General features: G+C 61.8%; 14 protein-coding genes and 1 tRNA gene. 10 read left to right on the top strand and 5 right to left on the bottom strand.

Translation table 11 applies throughout. The annotated features are described in order from the left end of the window. Nucleotides 1–33 precede the first annotated feature (33 nt). Nucleotides 34–1,080, bottom strand: coding sequence for an ABC transporter substrate-binding protein (locus VB618_RS14350; protein ID WP_329797387.1), 1,047 nt, complete (start codon nt 1,078–1,080; stop codon nt 34–36). A 123-nt stretch (nt 1,081–1,203) separates the two neighbouring features. Next, on the bottom strand, nt 1,204–1,998 hold the full coding sequence (locus tag VB618_RS14345; protein ID WP_329797386.1) for an inositol monophosphatase family protein: 795 nt from the start codon (nt 1,996–1,998) through the stop codon (nt 1,204–1,206). Between the two features lie 194 nt (nt 1,999–2,192). On the opposite strand from VB618_RS14345, the gene VB618_RS14340 reads away from it, so the two are divergent. The 8 genes from VB618_RS14340 (at nt 2,193) to VB618_RS14305 (ending at nt 9,516) form a co-directional block, all read left to right on the top strand. Further along, nucleotides 2,193–2,618, top strand: a complete 426-nt coding sequence (locus tag VB618_RS14340; RefSeq protein ID WP_329797385.1) for an NUDIX hydrolase — start codon at nt 2,193–2,195, stop codon at nt 2,616–2,618. A 137-nt stretch (nt 2,619–2,755) separates the two neighbouring features. Beyond that, a complete protein-coding gene (locus VB618_RS14335) occupies nt 2,756–3,928 on the top strand; it encodes a zinc-dependent alcohol dehydrogenase (protein ID WP_329797384.1) in 1,173 nt (390 codons plus the stop codon). 11 nt (nt 3,929–3,939) lie between these two features. Further along, nucleotides 3,940–4,515 (top strand): cyclase dehydrase, encoded by a 576-nt coding sequence (locus tag VB618_RS14330; protein ID WP_329797383.1) that lies wholly within the window; start codon nt 3,940–3,942, stop codon nt 4,513–4,515. A gap of 9 nt (nt 4,516–4,524) precedes the next feature. Beyond that, nucleotides 4,525–4,974 (top strand): DUF488 domain-containing protein, encoded by a 450-nt coding sequence (locus tag VB618_RS14325; protein ID WP_329797382.1) that lies wholly within the window; start codon nt 4,525–4,527, stop codon nt 4,972–4,974. Between the two features lie 38 nt (nt 4,975–5,012). Next, nucleotides 5,013–5,555 (top strand): MOSC domain-containing protein, encoded by a 543-nt coding sequence (locus VB618_RS14320; protein WP_329797381.1) that lies wholly within the window; start codon nt 5,013–5,015, stop codon nt 5,553–5,555. Nucleotides 5,556–5,863: 308 nt separating this feature from the next. Further along, entirely contained in the window at nt 5,864–7,675 is a 1,812-nt protein-coding gene (locus tag VB618_RS14315) for an ABC transporter ATP-binding protein (protein ID WP_329797447.1), read from the top strand. A 43-nt stretch (nt 7,676–7,718) separates the two neighbouring features. Next, complete coding sequence (locus VB618_RS14310; RefSeq protein ID WP_329797380.1) at nt 7,719–8,216, top strand: GAF domain-containing protein; 498 nt, start codon at nt 7,719–7,721, stop codon at nt 8,214–8,216. A gap of 10 nt (nt 8,217–8,226) precedes the next feature. After that, nucleotides 8,227–9,516 (top strand): NAD(P)/FAD-dependent oxidoreductase, encoded by a 1,290-nt coding sequence (locus VB618_RS14305; protein WP_329797379.1) that lies wholly within the window; start codon nt 8,227–8,229, stop codon nt 9,514–9,516. Nucleotides 9,517–9,811: 295 nt separating this feature from the next. Here VB618_RS14305 and VB618_RS14300 read toward each other — a convergent pair whose 3' ends face one another. Next, nucleotides 9,812–11,491 carry a M10 family metallopeptidase gene (locus tag VB618_RS14300; protein WP_329797378.1) on the bottom strand — a complete coding sequence of 560 codons (1,680 nt, stop codon included), beginning with the start codon at nt 11,489–11,491 and terminating at the stop codon, nt 9,812–9,814. 785 nt (nt 11,492–12,276) lie between these two features. Between VB618_RS14300 and VB618_RS14295 the strand changes: the two genes are divergently transcribed. Next, nucleotides 12,277–12,399 carry a hypothetical protein gene (locus VB618_RS14295; RefSeq protein WP_329797377.1) on the top strand — a complete coding sequence of 41 codons (123 nt, stop codon included), beginning with the start codon at nt 12,277–12,279 and terminating at the stop codon, nt 12,397–12,399. 48 nt (nt 12,400–12,447) lie between these two features. On the opposite strand, the gene VB618_RS14290 is transcribed toward VB618_RS14295, so the two are convergent. Next, nucleotides 12,448–12,522: transfer RNA gene (locus VB618_RS14290), tRNA-Thr, on the bottom strand. A gap of 64 nt (nt 12,523–12,586) precedes the next feature. Then, entirely contained in the window at nt 12,587–13,813 is a 1,227-nt protein-coding gene (gene hemA / locus VB618_RS14285) for a 5-aminolevulinate synthase (RefSeq protein ID WP_329797376.1), read from the bottom strand. A 154-nt stretch (nt 13,814–13,967) separates the two neighbouring features. Between hemA and VB618_RS14280 the strand changes: the two genes are divergently transcribed. Continuing rightward, the gene (locus tag VB618_RS14280) at nt 13,968–14,135 is read left to right on the top strand and encodes a hypothetical protein (protein ID WP_329797375.1); all 168 of its coding nucleotides are present in this window, start codon (nt 13,968–13,970) and stop codon (nt 14,133–14,135) included. The last annotated feature ends 36 nt before the right edge of the window (nt 14,136–14,171 follow it).

Genomic DNA, 14,171 nt, shown 5'->3' with positions numbered 1-14,171 from the left:
GTGAGCCGCCTCGCCGAAGGCGATGAAAGCCGACTATTTCGGCAGGTTCTTCACCTCGTTGTCCCACTTGGACAAGAGGCGCTTGCGCTCGTCGGACGATCCGTACTTCGCGAAATCGAAGTTGATCAGCTTGATGTCGGTGAGCTTCGGAGCCTGCGGCGGGATCGGCGTGCTCTTGTTCGACGGCACCTGATAAGACTTGGCCTCGGCGCCGAGCTTCTGCGCGTCGGCGGTCAGCGCCCAGTCGTAGAACTTCTTGGCGCTGTCCATGTTCTTGGCGCCCTTGATGATCGACATGGAGCCGATCTCGTAGCCCGTGCCCTCGCAGGGAGCCACGACCTTCACCGGGGCCTTGTCGACCACCATCGTCACCATGTCGTGCAGGAAGGTGATGCCAACGGTAGTCTCGCCCAGGGCTGTCGCCTTTGCAGGAGCGGCACCGGACTTGGTGTACTGGTTCACGTTCTTATGCAGGGCCTTGAGGTACTCGAAGCCTTTGTCCTCGCCCATGATCTGGATGATGGTGGCGAGAAGCGTATAGGCCGTGCCGGAGGAGTTCGGGTCGGCGACCTGCACCTCGTCCTTCAACTCGGCCTTGAGCAGGTCGGCCCAGCATTTCGGCTCGCCGATATTGTTCGCCTTGGCTTGTTCAGTGTTAAAGCCGAAGCCGAGTGCGCCGGAATAGATGCCGACCGTGCGCTGCTTGGACTGATCCCACTGGCGTACGGCCCAATCCTGCAACTCGCTCATCTTGGCCGACTTGTAGGCTTCGGTGAGGCCTTCCTCGGCCGCCTGCATATGAGGATCGCCGGTGCCGCCCCACCAGATGTCGGCGCGTGGGTTCTGCGACTCTGCCTTGACCTGCGCATAGATCTCGCCGGAGCTCTTGCGGGTCATGGAAACCTTGATCCCGGTCTCGCGCTCGAACGCGGAGGTCATGGCGCGGCACCATTCCTCCTGGACGGCGCAGTACATGACCAGAGCGCCTTGGGCCTGGGCTGCTCCGGCGGACATGAAGGACAAGGCCGTCATGGTGCCTGCCAGCATGGTCGCCGCAGTGAAAGTCTTCTTGAGTTCCATTCTATCCTCCCGTGATGATGTAGTTATCGTTATTATTGGCCGGCTAAGCTCTCCCCATTGCAACGGCGGGTCAAGAGCCTTGCCGATCATTCAAATGTGAATCTTTAGAATAACATGCCCGGCTCAAGGCTCCTTGGAAATTCCGGTGGCAGCCGTCAGGGCTAGCGCCAGTTCCGGCGTGCAGGCAAGAACCGGATTACCCTTGCGAAGGCCGTCCTTGGCCAGGAAATTGTTGGTCCAGCCGCCTGCCTCCTCGATGATCAGCAGGCCTGCCAGGGCATCCCAGGAGTTGATGTGGAGCTCGCAATAGGCGTCGATGCGCCCATCTGCGACATAAGCCAAGCCGAGGGTTCCTGAGCCGGCGCGTCGCACATTGGCCCCGCCGGTTTTCAGCTTGTCGACGGCGGCGATGTAGGGCTCGGGCGGCAGGCGCGGGGACCAGCCGGCCTCCACGGTCGCCTGGTTCATGTCGGCCAGGCCACTCACCCGGATCGGCTCACCGTTGAGGATGGCGCCGCGCCCCCGCTGGGCCGTGTAGAGCTCCGCATGCATCACGTCATAGATCACGCCGATCTCAATGCTGCTGTCGCGCACGAACGCGATCGAGATGGCGAAATGCGGGATGCCGCGGGCGAAGTTCGCAGTGCCGTCGATGGGGTCTACCACCCACACATCGCGCTCGAAGGAGCCGCCGCCTTCCTCGCCGAAGAACGAATCCTCCGGGAACAGGACGCTCAAGCGGGTGCGGATCAACTCCTCCACCTCCGCATCCGTGGCGGTGAGAAAGTCCTGAGGGCCCTTGAAGTCGGGGCGCTGCGAGCGCGGACGCTCCAGAAAGCGCTTGCGCGCCAGCACGCCGGCCTCCCGCGCAATGGCGCAGGCGGCGGCAAATCTCATGTCCAGACCGTTGGTCGTCATAGGGGCAGCGTGTCCTTCCGGATCAAAAGCGGGGCCATTGTTGTTATGAACCCGTCATGGAGCTTTAAGAGGATGGACGATGATATGAGTTCAAAGGCAACAATGTCCTCATATTGTTTCGCCTGAGTCCTTTCTTAGCCGGCTTAAATCATCTACGTTACATTTTTACCCGATAGGAATCCTACTCTCGTCGAATGAGTCAGACCTCCAAAGACAAACTCAGCCAGGTTGCTGCATTGCCCTTTCGGATCCGGGACGGAAGGATCGAGGTGCTTCTCGTTACGTCACGCGAGACCAAGCGCTGGCTGATCCCCAAGGGCTGGCCCATGAAGGGCAAGAAGCCCCACAAGGCGGCCGCGCAGGAAGCGGAGGAAGAGGCCGGCGTCAAAGGCGAGATCAAGAACAAGCCTCTCGGCTCCTACGACTACTGGAAGCGTCGGGCCGCGCATTTCGATCTGTGCCAAGTGAATGTCTATCCGCTCGAGGTGTCCAAGCAGCTCAAGTCTTGGCGCGAGAAGGGCCAGCGTCAGGCCCAATGGTTCGATGTCGAGGAGGCCGCGCACCAAGTGCTGGAGCCAGCTCTCGCCGATCTCATCCGCAGCCTGCCGGAGCATGTCTGATCGACTGGCTCCGAGGGGGTAGACAGCAGTTTTTGCAGCCCTCCAGGGAACGCAAAGCCCTTCAAGAAGTATTTCCTCTGACGAAGGCGGTCGAGCGTTGAAGCTTGGCCATTTTCCAGACAGTGAGGGAGACATCGATGAAGGCGCTTGTTTGGCATGGCACCACCGATATCCGCTGCGATTCTGTTCCCGATCCCCAGATCGAGCATCCGCGCGACGCGATCATCAAGGTGACGAGCTGCGCCATCTGCGGCTCGGACCTTCATCTCTATGATCATTTCATGCCGGGCATGAAGTCCGGCGACATCATGGGCCACGAGTCCATGGGCGAGGTGGTCGAGGTCGGAGCGGAATCGAAGGGCAAGCTGAAGGTCGGAGACCGGGTGGTGATCCCCTTCACCATTATCTGCGGCGAGTGCGACCAGTGCAAGCGCGGGAACTTCTCGGTCTGCGAGCGGACGAATCGCAACGGCCACATCGCCGCCAAGGCCTTCGGACACACCACGGCAGGCCTCTTCGGCTACACGCATCTGACCGGCGGCTATCCAGGTGGGCAGGCCGAGTATCTGCGCGTTCCCTTCGCCGACGCCACCCACATCAAGGTTCCCAGCACGCTGTCCGACGAGCAGCTTCTCTTCCTCAGCGACATTTTCCCGACAGGTTGGCAGGCCGCGGTGCAGTGCGACATCGAGCCAACCGATACGGTGGCAATCTGGGGTGCCGGCCCCGTCGGCCAGATGGCGATCCGCAGTGCCATCCTGCTCGGCGCCAAGCAGGTGATCGCCATCGATCGCGTTCCCGAACGTCTCGATATGGCGAAGGCCGGCGGCGCCATCACCATCAACTTCGATGAGGAGAGCGTGATCGAGCGTCTCAACGAACTCACCAATGGCAAGGGGCCTGAGAAGTGCATCGATGCCGTCGGCATGGAGGCGCATGCCGCCGGTACCGTCGATGCCATGTATGATCGCGTGAAACAGGCGACTATGATGGAGACGGACCGTCCGCATGTCTTACGCGAGATGGCCTATGTCTGCCGTCCCGCAGGCACGCTCTCGGTGCCCGGCGTCTATGGCGGCCTTCTCGACAAGATCCCGTTCGGCGCGATCATGAACAAGGGTCTCACCATCCGCACGGGCCAGACGCATGTGAACCGCTGGACCGACGATCTTCTGCGCCGCATTGAGGAGGGGCAGATCGACCCGTCCTTCGTCATCACCCACACGGTGGGGCTCGAAGAGGGGCCCGACATGTACAAGATCTTCCGCGACAAGCAGGACGGCTGCATCAAGGTCGTTCTCAAACCCTGATAGGTGAGATCATGCGCTACGAAACCGAAAGAACGCGCCGTCGCGGACATGCCGACACGGCCACCGACACCCTGGCCCGTGGTCTTGGCATCTTCTCCATCGCGCTCGGCATTGCCGAGATCGCCGCACCGCGCGCCTTGGCGCGGGCGCTCGGCATGAAAGGGCAGGAGGGCCTGATCGCAGGCTATGGCGTTCGCGAGATCGCGACCGGCATCGGCATCCTGGCCTCGAAGGATCCGACACCTTGGATCTGGGGCCGCGTGGCAGGCGACGGGCTCGATCTGGCGACATTGGCGACGGCGCTTGAGGGCAGGAACCCGAAGAAGGGCAATGTCGGCATCGCCATAGCGGCGGTGGCCGGCGTGACGGCGCTCGACGTCTACTGCGCCCAGACGCTCAGCCGCGAGACCGCGTATCCGTTGCCGCCAATGCAGGATTATTCCGACCGCACGGGGTATCCAGGCGGGATCGAGCAGAGCCATGGCGCTGCGCAAGACTTCGAGGTGCCGCGGGACTTCCGCACGCCCGAGGCCATGCGGCCCTACACCCAGCCGCAGGTGCCGCAGCGGCCGATGCCGTCCATGTAATCCAAAGGCATGGCAAAGCCGCAGGTTTTTACCATCGGATACGAGGGAGCGGACGTGGACCGCTTCCTCACCACCTTGAAGGATGCAGGCGTCGCGACGTTGGCCGACGTGCGCGCCGTTGCGCTCTCCCGCAAGCGCGGGTTCTCGAAATCCGCCCTGCGTGATGCCCTGGCGCATCAGGACATCGGCTATGAACATTTCATCAAGCTCGGGACGCCGAAGGAGGGCCGGCAGGCGGCGCGCGCCGGCGACGGCGATCTCATGCGCCGCATCTATTGCGACGAGGTTCTGGCGACCGAGCCGGCTCAAGCCGCTTTCCGCGAACTGGAGGCGCTGGCCGGAGCCCAGCCGATCTGCCTGTTGTGCTTCGAGCGGGACCCTGCCAACTGCCATCGCACCGTGCTGGCGCAACGATTGGCTGAGCGCGGCTTCGAGACGGTGGATCTCACGGTTCTCTGACGCTACAAGGCAGGAAAGCGCAGGGGAGTGGGGCATTCATGAACGCGATCGTCACGGCCGTGAGCCTCAGTTCGAGCCACAGCTTCAGCAAGCCCAATCAGGTTTCCGTCCGCCTTCTGGCAGGCCTCGGTGTCGAGGGAGACGCCCATCTCGGCACCACGGTCAAGCACCGCTCGCGGGTGGCCAAGGATCCCACTCAGCCGAACCTGAGGCAGGTCCATCTCATTCATGCGGAGTTGTTCGACGAACTCGCGGTCCAAGGCTTTACCGTCGCGGCTGGTGAGATGGGCGAGAACGTCACGACCCGCGGCATCGATCTTCTGAGCCTCCCCACCGGGGTGCGCCTGCGTCTTGGCGAGAGCGCGGTCATCGAGGTGACCGGCTTACGCAATCCTTGCGTTCAGATCGACAGGTTTCAAAAGGGGCTCATGAAGGCAGTGCTGGGCAAGGACCCGCAGGGCAACGTCATCCGCAAATCCGGAATCATGGGCATCGTGCTTGAGGGCGGGGAGGTCCGGCCCGGAGATGCCGTCCGGGTAGAATTGCCGACGGGGCCACACAGGTCGCTCGAAGTCGTGTAAATCCGTCAGAAAACGGTGAAACAAAAGTGCGGTTGCCAAGTTGAACGAACTGCACTACTTTGCATTCAGGTTTTTATTCCAGAGAGGGAGGACTGCATGGCTTTTGTGTGCTTGCTGAACGTTCCTCCCGCGTCCCGCCCGAAATCCTAGGTTGGACCAGGCGGGGCTCCAAGGCCCGGCAAACCTTACCATACTTTCCATATCCATGACAATCGAGCGACTTCGAACGCGCTGAGCCGCCGTTCCTGCTGTCGCTCCTCAAAATTCCGGGAGAGGTGCGCGCACTTAAGCGTCACCTGTTCGTTGCTATGAACCAGCAGAAGAAGGGCGGGGATGCGACCCGCGACGTCTTACGATTCACGTTCCGCCATTGGCGCGAGGAGCCGCGCTACGTGGTGCTGATCGTCGTCACCATGATGGTCTCGACCCTGGCCGACGTGTTCATGCCGGTCTTCGCCGGCCAGCTCGTCGACGCCATCGCGGCGGGTGGTGACAACCGCGAGGCTGCCTTGCATGCGGCTCTCATGGCGTTCGCGTTCATGACCGGGCTCGGCCTGCTCATGATCGTCATGCGTCATCTTGCGTTTTACGGCATCGTGGAGCTGACCCTGCGCGTCATGGGCCGTGTGGCTCAGGATGCTTTTGCGCGCGTGCAGCGCTTTTCCACCGACTGGCATGCGAACTCCTTCGCTGGCTCGACGGTACGCAAGATTACCCGCGGCATGTGGGCGCTCGACCTCATGCACGACACGCTCCTGCTCGCGCTCCTGCCGTCGCTCACGGTGCTCGCGGGCTCGATGATCGTGCTCGGGCTTCGCTGGCCTGTGATGGGGCTCGTCATTGGCGTAAGCGCATTGGCCTACATCGCGATGACGGCTCTGCTCTCGACCCGCTATGTCGCTCCCGCTGCGCGGCTGGCAAATGCCTGGGACACGCGCGTCGGCGGCACGCTGGCGGACGCGTTGAGCTGCAATCCCGTGGTGAAGGCCTTCGGTGCGGAGACCAGGGAGGATGCGCGCCTTACCTGGGTGCTGAACAAGTGGCAGAAGCGCACGAGCCGGCTCTGGCAGCGCGGCACCAATAGCGGAACGCTGCAGTTCATCGCGCTGCTTTTCATCCGCGCGGCGATCATCGGCACGGCCATCTGGCTGTGGTGGGATAACCGCGCGACGCCGGGCGATCTCGCTTATGTGCTCACGACCTATTTCGTGATCCATGGCTATCTGCGCGACGTGGGCATGCACATTAACAACCTGCGCCGCTCCGTGAACGACATGGAGGAACTCATCGAGATCCACCGGGAGCGCATCGGCGTGCCGGACCGTCCCGGTGCGAAGCTCATCCGCATCGACCGCGGGGAGGTCGCGTTCGACCGCGTGACCTTCCACTATGCCGGGCACGATACGCCGCTCTACCAAAACCTATCGCTGACGGTTCGCGCCGGCGAGCGCGTGGGCCTCGTGGGGCCGTCCGGATCGGGCAAGACGACCCTCGTCAAGCTGATCCAGCGGCTCTACGATGTCACAGATGGCGCGATCCGCATCGACGGCCAGAGCATCGCGGATGCGCAACAGGCGTCGCTGCGCTCGCAGATCGCCATCGTGCAGCAGGAGCCGATCCTGTTCCACCGCACGCTTGCCGAGAACATCGCCTATGCACGGCCCGGCGCCGGCATGGCGGAGATCGAGCGCGCGGCGCAGCTTGCCAATGCGCACGAGTTCATCATGAGCCTGCCGAAGGGCTATTCCACGCTCGTGGGCGAGCGCGGGGTGAAGCTCTCGGGCGGCGAGCGCCAGCGGGTGGCCATCGCCCGCGCGTTTCTCGCCGACGCGCCGATCCTGATCCTGGACGAGGCGACCTCCGCGCTTGACTCGGAATCGGAGGTACTGATCCAGCAGGCCATGGAGCGGCTCATGGTGGGGCGCACCTCCATCGTGATCGCCCACCGCCTCTCGACGGTGCGCGCCCTCGACCGCATCCTCGTCTTCGACAAAGGGCGGATCGTCGAGGAGGGCGATCACCACAGCCTCTACCGCAAGGGCGGCCTCTATCGCCGCCTCTGCGACCACCAAGGGCTGGATTTCGCCAGGGCTCACCGGCCCGACATGGCGGCGGAATAAGCTGGTCTCGACAAGGAACCCGCAGACTCATAAGGAAAATCGCATGTTCGAAGCCAAAGACATCCCAATCTCCGACAACAAGCGGGACTTTTATGCCTCGCTCGCCCAGCAGCTCACCGGCCTCCTGGAAGGCGAGCGTGACATGATTGCCAACGCGGCCAATATGTCCGCGCTGATCAATCAGTTCCTACCCAGTCTGAACTGGGCCGGGTTCTACTTCATGCGTGGAGGCGAACTCGTGCTCGGGCCGTTCCAGGGCAAGACGGCCTGCGTGCGCATCGCGGTCGGGCGTGGCGTCTGCGGCACGGCGGTGGAGCGCCAGGAACCCATCGTGGTGTCGGATGTCCATGCCTTTCCGGGTCACATTGCCTGCGACAGTGCTTCTCGCTCCGAACTCGTCGTGCCGCTCATCAAGGACGGCCGGGTGCTGGGCGTGCTCGATCTCGACAGCCCCAATCCGAACCGCTTCGATGACGAAGATCGCGAGGGCTGCGAGACGCTCGTGCGGATCTTCCTCGCAGCCACCGACATGTCGCTCTAGCTCTTCCAGCATGGCATCCGCCTATATCGACACCTATTACAGCCGGACCGTCGCTACGTCGGAGACCTATCCTGCTGCGACCGGCCGGACCCAGACGGATGTCTGCATTGTCGGCGGCGGGCTCGCCGGACTGACCGCAGGGCTGAAGCTCGCCCGCAGCGGGCGCAAGGTCGTGCTGCTCGAGGCGCAGCGCGTTGCGTGGGGCGCGTCCGGGCGCAATGGCGGTTTCGTCTCGGCGGGCTACGCAACGGGCCTGTCGTCGATCGAGCGGCGCGTGGGAAGAGACCAAGCGAAGGAGCTGTATCGCCTGTCGATGGAGGGCGTCGAGATCGTCCGTCGCACCATCGACGAACTCGATCTCCAGGATGCCAAACTTGTTCCCGGTATCGCAAAGGCGCTGCGCTACGACTCGCGAGGTGCATTGCAAGCTGCCTGCGAGACCCAGCAGCGCGAGTTCGGATTGAACCTGCGCTACCTGCCCCGTGACGAGGTAAGAAGGCTCTTCGTCTCGCCCAAGTACCATGAGGCGATCCTCGACGAGGGCGCGTTCCATTTTCATCCACTGAATTACGGACGCGCGCTTGCCCGCGAAGCAGCAAGCCTTGGCTCTGCGATCCACGAGAACTCCCCCGTGATCTCCGTCGATCTGGAGGGTGCTCGGAAGATCATCCGGACGAGGGACGCCGAGATTGCGGCAGAGCACGTGGTGTTTACGACGGGCGGGTACACGGGTGCCGTGCTGCCGGCTCTGAAGCGCGCCTTCCTGCCGATCGCCACTTACGTCCTTTTGACGGAGCACGCGCCTGAACTGGTGCGGAGCGCCATCCGCACACGCGCTGCAATCCTCGACGACCGACGGGCCGGGGATTACTACCGCCTCGTCGAGGATGGCAGCCGCATTCTCTGGGGCGGGCGCATCACCACACGCACGACGGATCCGCGTGACATCGCGGCCCTGCTGCGACGGGAGATGGTGACCACCTATCCGCAGCTTGCCGGCTTAAAGGTCGAGATTGCCTGGTCGGGGCTCATGGCTTACGCCCGGCATCTGATGCCTCAGATCGGACAGTGGAAGCCCGGCGCCTGGTACTGCACGGCCTTCGGCGGCCACGGCATGAACACCACCGCCATCGGCGGCATGGTGATTGCGGAGGGGATCACGGGCGAGAGCGACCGCTATCGTCTTTTCGCGCCTTTCGGTCTCGCGTGGAATGGCGGCATTCTGGGGCGTACCGCAGCTCAGCTCACTTATTGGAGCTATCAGGCTGCCGACGCAGCCAAGGAATTCCGCTCCCGCTGAAGCAGCCGGAGCAAGGCTGTCTTACATCTTGGCCGCGGAGGCCACGACCCACAGGCAGCTGATGCTGAACGCCAGCCCGATCAGGTTCATCAGACAGGCCAATGCGTCATTGGCAGGGTGGCGTTTTTCCGGGCGATCCATTCGCGCTTCCCCAAGAGCCGAAAGATGGTCCAGTGGGAATAATGCTTAAGCTTGGGGCTTGTCCAGATGGTTAACGCGGAGTTTCTGTGCATGTGGGCTCAGCCAATAGACTGAGCCCTATAACCGGTTTGCAATATTGTATATCGAGCGCCGATCAGAGGTAGAAGTCGCCCTTGGACAGCGCCGAGAGTCCGGCGACATTGATGCCGAAGTCGGCAATCTTGTCCCCGTTCGTATCGCCCGCTGCAATGCCGTCGACAAAACGCAGTTCACCGGCTTTGCCGTGGAAGGCGTCCTTTCCGATTAAAGCAAATGCCTGATTGCCTACGACCTTTGTGTTGGCATCGATAGCGCGCAGATCGATGTGGTCGGAGCCGCGACGGAAATCCTTGATGGTATCGGCCGAGGACATCCGTGAATGAGACGACGAGGAGAAGATGAAGGTATCCGCTCCGCTTCCGCCGATCAGCAGATCTTTCCCGCCTTCTCCGTAGAGTTTATCGTTGCCTGTGCCGCCATCCAGCACGTCATTGCCGCTTCGGCCATAGAGCTTATCACTGCCGGAGCCACCCTTGATCTGGTTGGCCGACCCATTGCCGCGAAGAGTGTCGCTGTAGGAACTGCCAATGATCGACTCGATGTTTGAATACGAGTCGCCCGTGGCATCGCCGCGATTGTTGGCTCTGGTTACGAGGTCAGCCACCACGCCGGATTTCGCGGTGCTGTAGCTTGCCGTGTCCGTACCGGCGCCTCCGCTCAGTACGTCCTTGCCGCTGCCGCCGATCAGCACGTCATTGCCGCTCAGGCCATAAAGCTTGTCGTCGCCGGCATTGCCGCGCAGGTTATTGTCGATGACGTTGCCCTTGATGGAGTCGTTGGCCGAGCCGCCATAGGCATTCTCGATGAGGGCGCGGGTGTCGCCCTGATGCAGAAGCGCATTGGCGATGTTGCCAGCAGCGGTCTTGGACCCGTCCCAGTGAAGTTTGGCCCGCTGTTCCTGCGAGGTGATGCTCCACGCACCAGGTTGAAGATCGATCGTCAGAGCCGTCGTGTAGTTGGTGAAGCTGTACGTGTCCGTGCCGCCACCGTCCCAAACTGTGAGGAAAACCTGGTTGCTGCCTGGAGCGCCTTGACCAACGCCATTGATGAACATCTCACCAGTCGTCGCGCTCCATGAATATGTCGTGCTGCCGCTGTTCGTCTGATAGTTCGCACCGTAGATATGCTGGAGAGCAGCGATGTCGTACATCATCAACGACTGCGCGTAGCCCCAGGTCTCGTTCATATAACCCGTGCTGGTCGATGCACCCGAATATGAGCGGTAGCTCATGACGGTGTATTCCATGCTGTCTCGATCCAGAGGCATGTTGCCCTCATGGGCATGCTCGAGTCCGAGAGCGTGCCCGATCTCATGCACGATGGTGAGATAGGCGTAGTTGCCCTTGGCAGGGCTTGCGTAGTTCCGGCTGGAATTGTTGACCCAGACATCGCCGCCGGTTGAATCCGTTGTCGGAAAGTAGGCCCATGCGGTTCCCGGCACATCCGATTGCGCGAAGCGCAGATCGGCGGATGATGCGCCTGCCCCGGCGGCTTCCTGGAACGTCAAATTGCTGACAGATGAGAAGAGCTTCAAAGCCGACCGGGTGATGGCTTGCTGCGTATCGTTGAAGGAACCGAAGCCTTTGGCGGTCTCACCGTCTCCATAAACCGCGCCATAAGCGACGGCAGCGGTGGGGAAGCTGTAGGTCAGGTCGCTTGGCACCCATTTGATGTTGCCGAGGATGGAGTCAATGTAGGGATTTCCGGCGGAGCTATATGTCTCGACAGCGGGCATTTTCAATAAACTTCAAGCATAGATTGAGAGATGCGATGTCTCGCGCGTGATTGGCGCCAGATGCAGGCCGGATTACTCTTTGAAGGATAAGCTAATCTTCGGAGAGAGCCCGCGACTGCTGCGCCACGTCGTGCAATACGAAGCGCTACAGTAAATAAACGTGTGTCATTGTATTATGCCCCATAGCGAGACTTTTATGGTTGATTTGTCTCGCTTAAAAATAACGTTAGGTAAGTTATTAAAAGATTAGCGGCAGGACTAAAAGCAGATTGGCTTGAATTTTGCCCTTCCTGACAATGTGCCGCACGGCTGTCCTTTGAAGTCTAAACAGGCGAGACAGTAGGAAGTATTCGAGAGCAGGGCTTCAGGTGAGGCAAGGACCAGGACTCAGGGGCGCCGCCCCTGGATGAGCACGTCTCGTCGTTGGCTTGATCCGGTGGTCTACTTCAGGATGGGAGACCCTCGCCTCGCTGCCCGGAAACCTGCACCTCTGGACCTGTCCTCAGGCGAATCCGGGACTGAAGAGCGTGCATAGCCGCCCTGGCGCTCTCTTTATCGTCGGCGCTGCCTCGTTTCGCGATCGTCTCCTGGGCCAGGAGACGAATGTCCTCAAGCCGCCATTCCTCGCTCAGCCACGATCTGCCGATAATCTTGAGAATTGTTTCGAGAGTCGCATACGGATCCGCGATCTCAGGCGTTATGGCCGAGTCCTTCATGGTCCTCATACCCCTTGTCCAAGCCGGATGTTTTCCTCCGGTCATGTTCTTCAGGAGGGCTTCGTCTCGATGGCGAAAGCCTCTCCCGATGCAGTATTATTGCAGGGCTTTGAAGAGAAAGACAACTTCGCCTTTGGTCAGGACGTGCAGGCACGATCTCGGCCGCATGAGCGTTCAGGTGTCAGGGAATAACGGGATCTCGCGGCCGCGACTTCGAACTCTTGAGTCATACGGCGGGGCTGGTGCTGCCAGAGAGGATCGAACTCTCGACCTCTCCCTTACCAAGGGAGTGCTCTACCACTGAGCTACGGCAGCGCGCCAACGGGGAGGGCCGCTTACTGCCACAGGGCTGCCCTCCATGCAAGCTTGAAAATGATCTTTACTCGGCCGCCTGCACTTTCGGCTCCAAGGGGAGCCTGAGCGCGGTCCAGACCTCGACCAAGGCGGCAGCCAAGGCGTCGATATGGGCGTTCGAGTGGAAGGGCCCCGGTGTGATGCGCAGCCGCTCGGTGCCTCTCGGCACGGTGGGGTAGTTGATCGGCTGGATGTAAATCCCGTGCTTCTCCAGCAGCCGGTCGGAGGCCGCCTTGCAGGCTTCCGCATCGCCTACCATCACCGGCACGATATGCGTGGGCGTGTCGAGGACCGGCAGGCCGGCGCTGCTGAGCACCGCCTTGGTGCGGGCGGCCTGGCGCTGCTGCTGCTGGCGCTCGGTTGAGGAGGACTTGAGGTGCCGGATGGAGGCTGTGGCGGCGGCTGCCACCGCCGGGGGCAGGGCCGTGGTGAAGATAAAGCCTGGGGCGAAGCTGCGGATGGCATCCATCACGGCCTTGGTGCCGGTCAGGTACCCGCCCATCACGCCGAAAGCCTTTGCCAGTGTGCCCTCGATCACGTCGATCCGGTGCATGGCGCCCTCGCGCTCGGCGATGCCGGCGCCGCGGGGGCCATACATGCCCACCGCATGAACCTCGTCGATATAGGTCATGGCGTTGTAGCGCTCGGCCAGATCGCAGATGGCATGGATGGGAGAGATGTCGCCATCCATCGAATAAACGCTCTCGAACACGATGAGCTTGGTCCGGTCGCCGGCCGCTTGGAGCAGTTCTTCTAGGTGCTCAAGGTCGTTGTGGCGGAAGATTACCTTGTCGCAGCCGGACTGGCGCACGCCCTCGATCATCGAATTGTGGTTGAGGGAATCCGACAGGATCAGGCAGTTCGGGATCAGCCGGGCCAGCGTCGAGATGCCGGTCTGATTCGAAACGTAGCCCGAGGTGAAGACGAGGGCCGCCTCCTTGCCGTGCAGATCGGCAAGTTCGGCCTCAAGACCAACGAGGGGGTTGCTGTTGCCGGAAATGTTGCGAGTGCCGCCGGCCCCGGTGCCGAGGCGCCAGGCCGTCTCCACCATGGCGCGGGTCACCTCCCGGTTCTGGCCCATGCCGAGATAATCGTTCGAGCACCAGACCGTGATGGGGCGGGAGCCCTCCGGGGAGTGCCAGATTGCCTGGGGATAACGTCCGGCCAGGCGCTCGATGTCGGCAAAAACGCGGTAGCGGCGCTCCGCCTGGAGGCGGTCGAGGGCTGACGTGAAGAAGTTTTGATAATCCATCATCTCACCGGGTGGGCAACGCAATGCCCGGGGATACTGAGCCTATTATGCCAGATCACATTGATCCGGGTCAAAGTCCGCAAGCGTGATATTGCGGTTGAGGGCCGGGTGCGAAGCCTCTATTTGGTAAAGGCGACGATGGGTCGCGTGAACCATGACTGACGTGAAATCGCAAGCGAAAGCCGATCGGCTCAAGGCGGCCCTGAAGGAAAACCTCAAGCGGCGCAAGGCACAGGCGCGGGGACGGCAGGCCGTCAAGGTGCCTGGAAACCAAGCCGAGAGCTTGAGCGTTTCGGCAGAGCGCGACAAGCCGTCCGACTAGCCTGATGAGCTCAAGGCGCGCATAGCGCATGGCTTA

It is taken from the genome of Microvirga sp. CF3062, from assembly GCF_036314045.1.
In the GTDB taxonomy this organism is placed as follows: Bacteria; Pseudomonadota; Alphaproteobacteria; order Rhizobiales; family Beijerinckiaceae; genus Microvirga.
The sequence above is the reverse complement of the archived record's forward strand: the minus strand, read 5'-3'. Positions and strand labels throughout refer to the sequence as shown.

Coding starts and splice junctions, on each gene's coding strand:
- VB618_RS14350 (WP_329797387.1), bottom strand. CDS start 1,080: ATGGAACTCAAGAAGACTTTCACTGCGGCGACCATGCTGGCAGGCACC.
- VB618_RS14345 (WP_329797386.1), bottom strand. CDS start 1,998: ATGACGACCAACGGTCTGGACATGAGATTTGCCGCCGCCTGCGCCATT.
- VB618_RS14340 (WP_329797385.1), top strand. CDS start 2,193: ATGAGTCAGACCTCCAAAGACAAACTCAGCCAGGTTGCTGCATTGCCC.
- VB618_RS14335 (WP_329797384.1), top strand. CDS start 2,756: ATGAAGGCGCTTGTTTGGCATGGCACCACCGATATCCGCTGCGATTCT.
- VB618_RS14330 (WP_329797383.1), top strand. CDS start 3,940: ATGCGCTACGAAACCGAAAGAACGCGCCGTCGCGGACATGCCGACACG.
- VB618_RS14325 (WP_329797382.1), top strand. CDS start 4,525: ATGGCAAAGCCGCAGGTTTTTACCATCGGATACGAGGGAGCGGACGTG.
- VB618_RS14320 (WP_329797381.1), top strand. CDS start 5,013: ATGAACGCGATCGTCACGGCCGTGAGCCTCAGTTCGAGCCACAGCTTC.
- VB618_RS14315 (WP_329797447.1), top strand. CDS start 5,864: ATGAACCAGCAGAAGAAGGGCGGGGATGCGACCCGCGACGTCTTACGA.
- VB618_RS14310 (WP_329797380.1), top strand. CDS start 7,719: ATGTTCGAAGCCAAAGACATCCCAATCTCCGACAACAAGCGGGACTTT.
- VB618_RS14305 (WP_329797379.1), top strand. CDS start 8,227: ATGGCATCCGCCTATATCGACACCTATTACAGCCGGACCGTCGCTACG.
- VB618_RS14300 (WP_329797378.1), bottom strand. CDS start 11,491: ATGCCCGCTGTCGAGACATATAGCTCCGCCGGAAATCCCTACATTGAC.
- VB618_RS14295 (WP_329797377.1), top strand. CDS start 12,277: ATGGCGAAAGCCTCTCCCGATGCAGTATTATTGCAGGGCTTTGAAGAG.
- hemA (WP_329797376.1), bottom strand. CDS start 13,813: ATGGATTATCAAAACTTCTTCACGTCAGCCCTCGACCGCCTCCAGGCG.
- VB618_RS14280 (WP_329797375.1), top strand. CDS start 13,968: ATGACTGACGTGAAATCGCAAGCGAAAGCCGATCGGCTCAAGGCGGCC.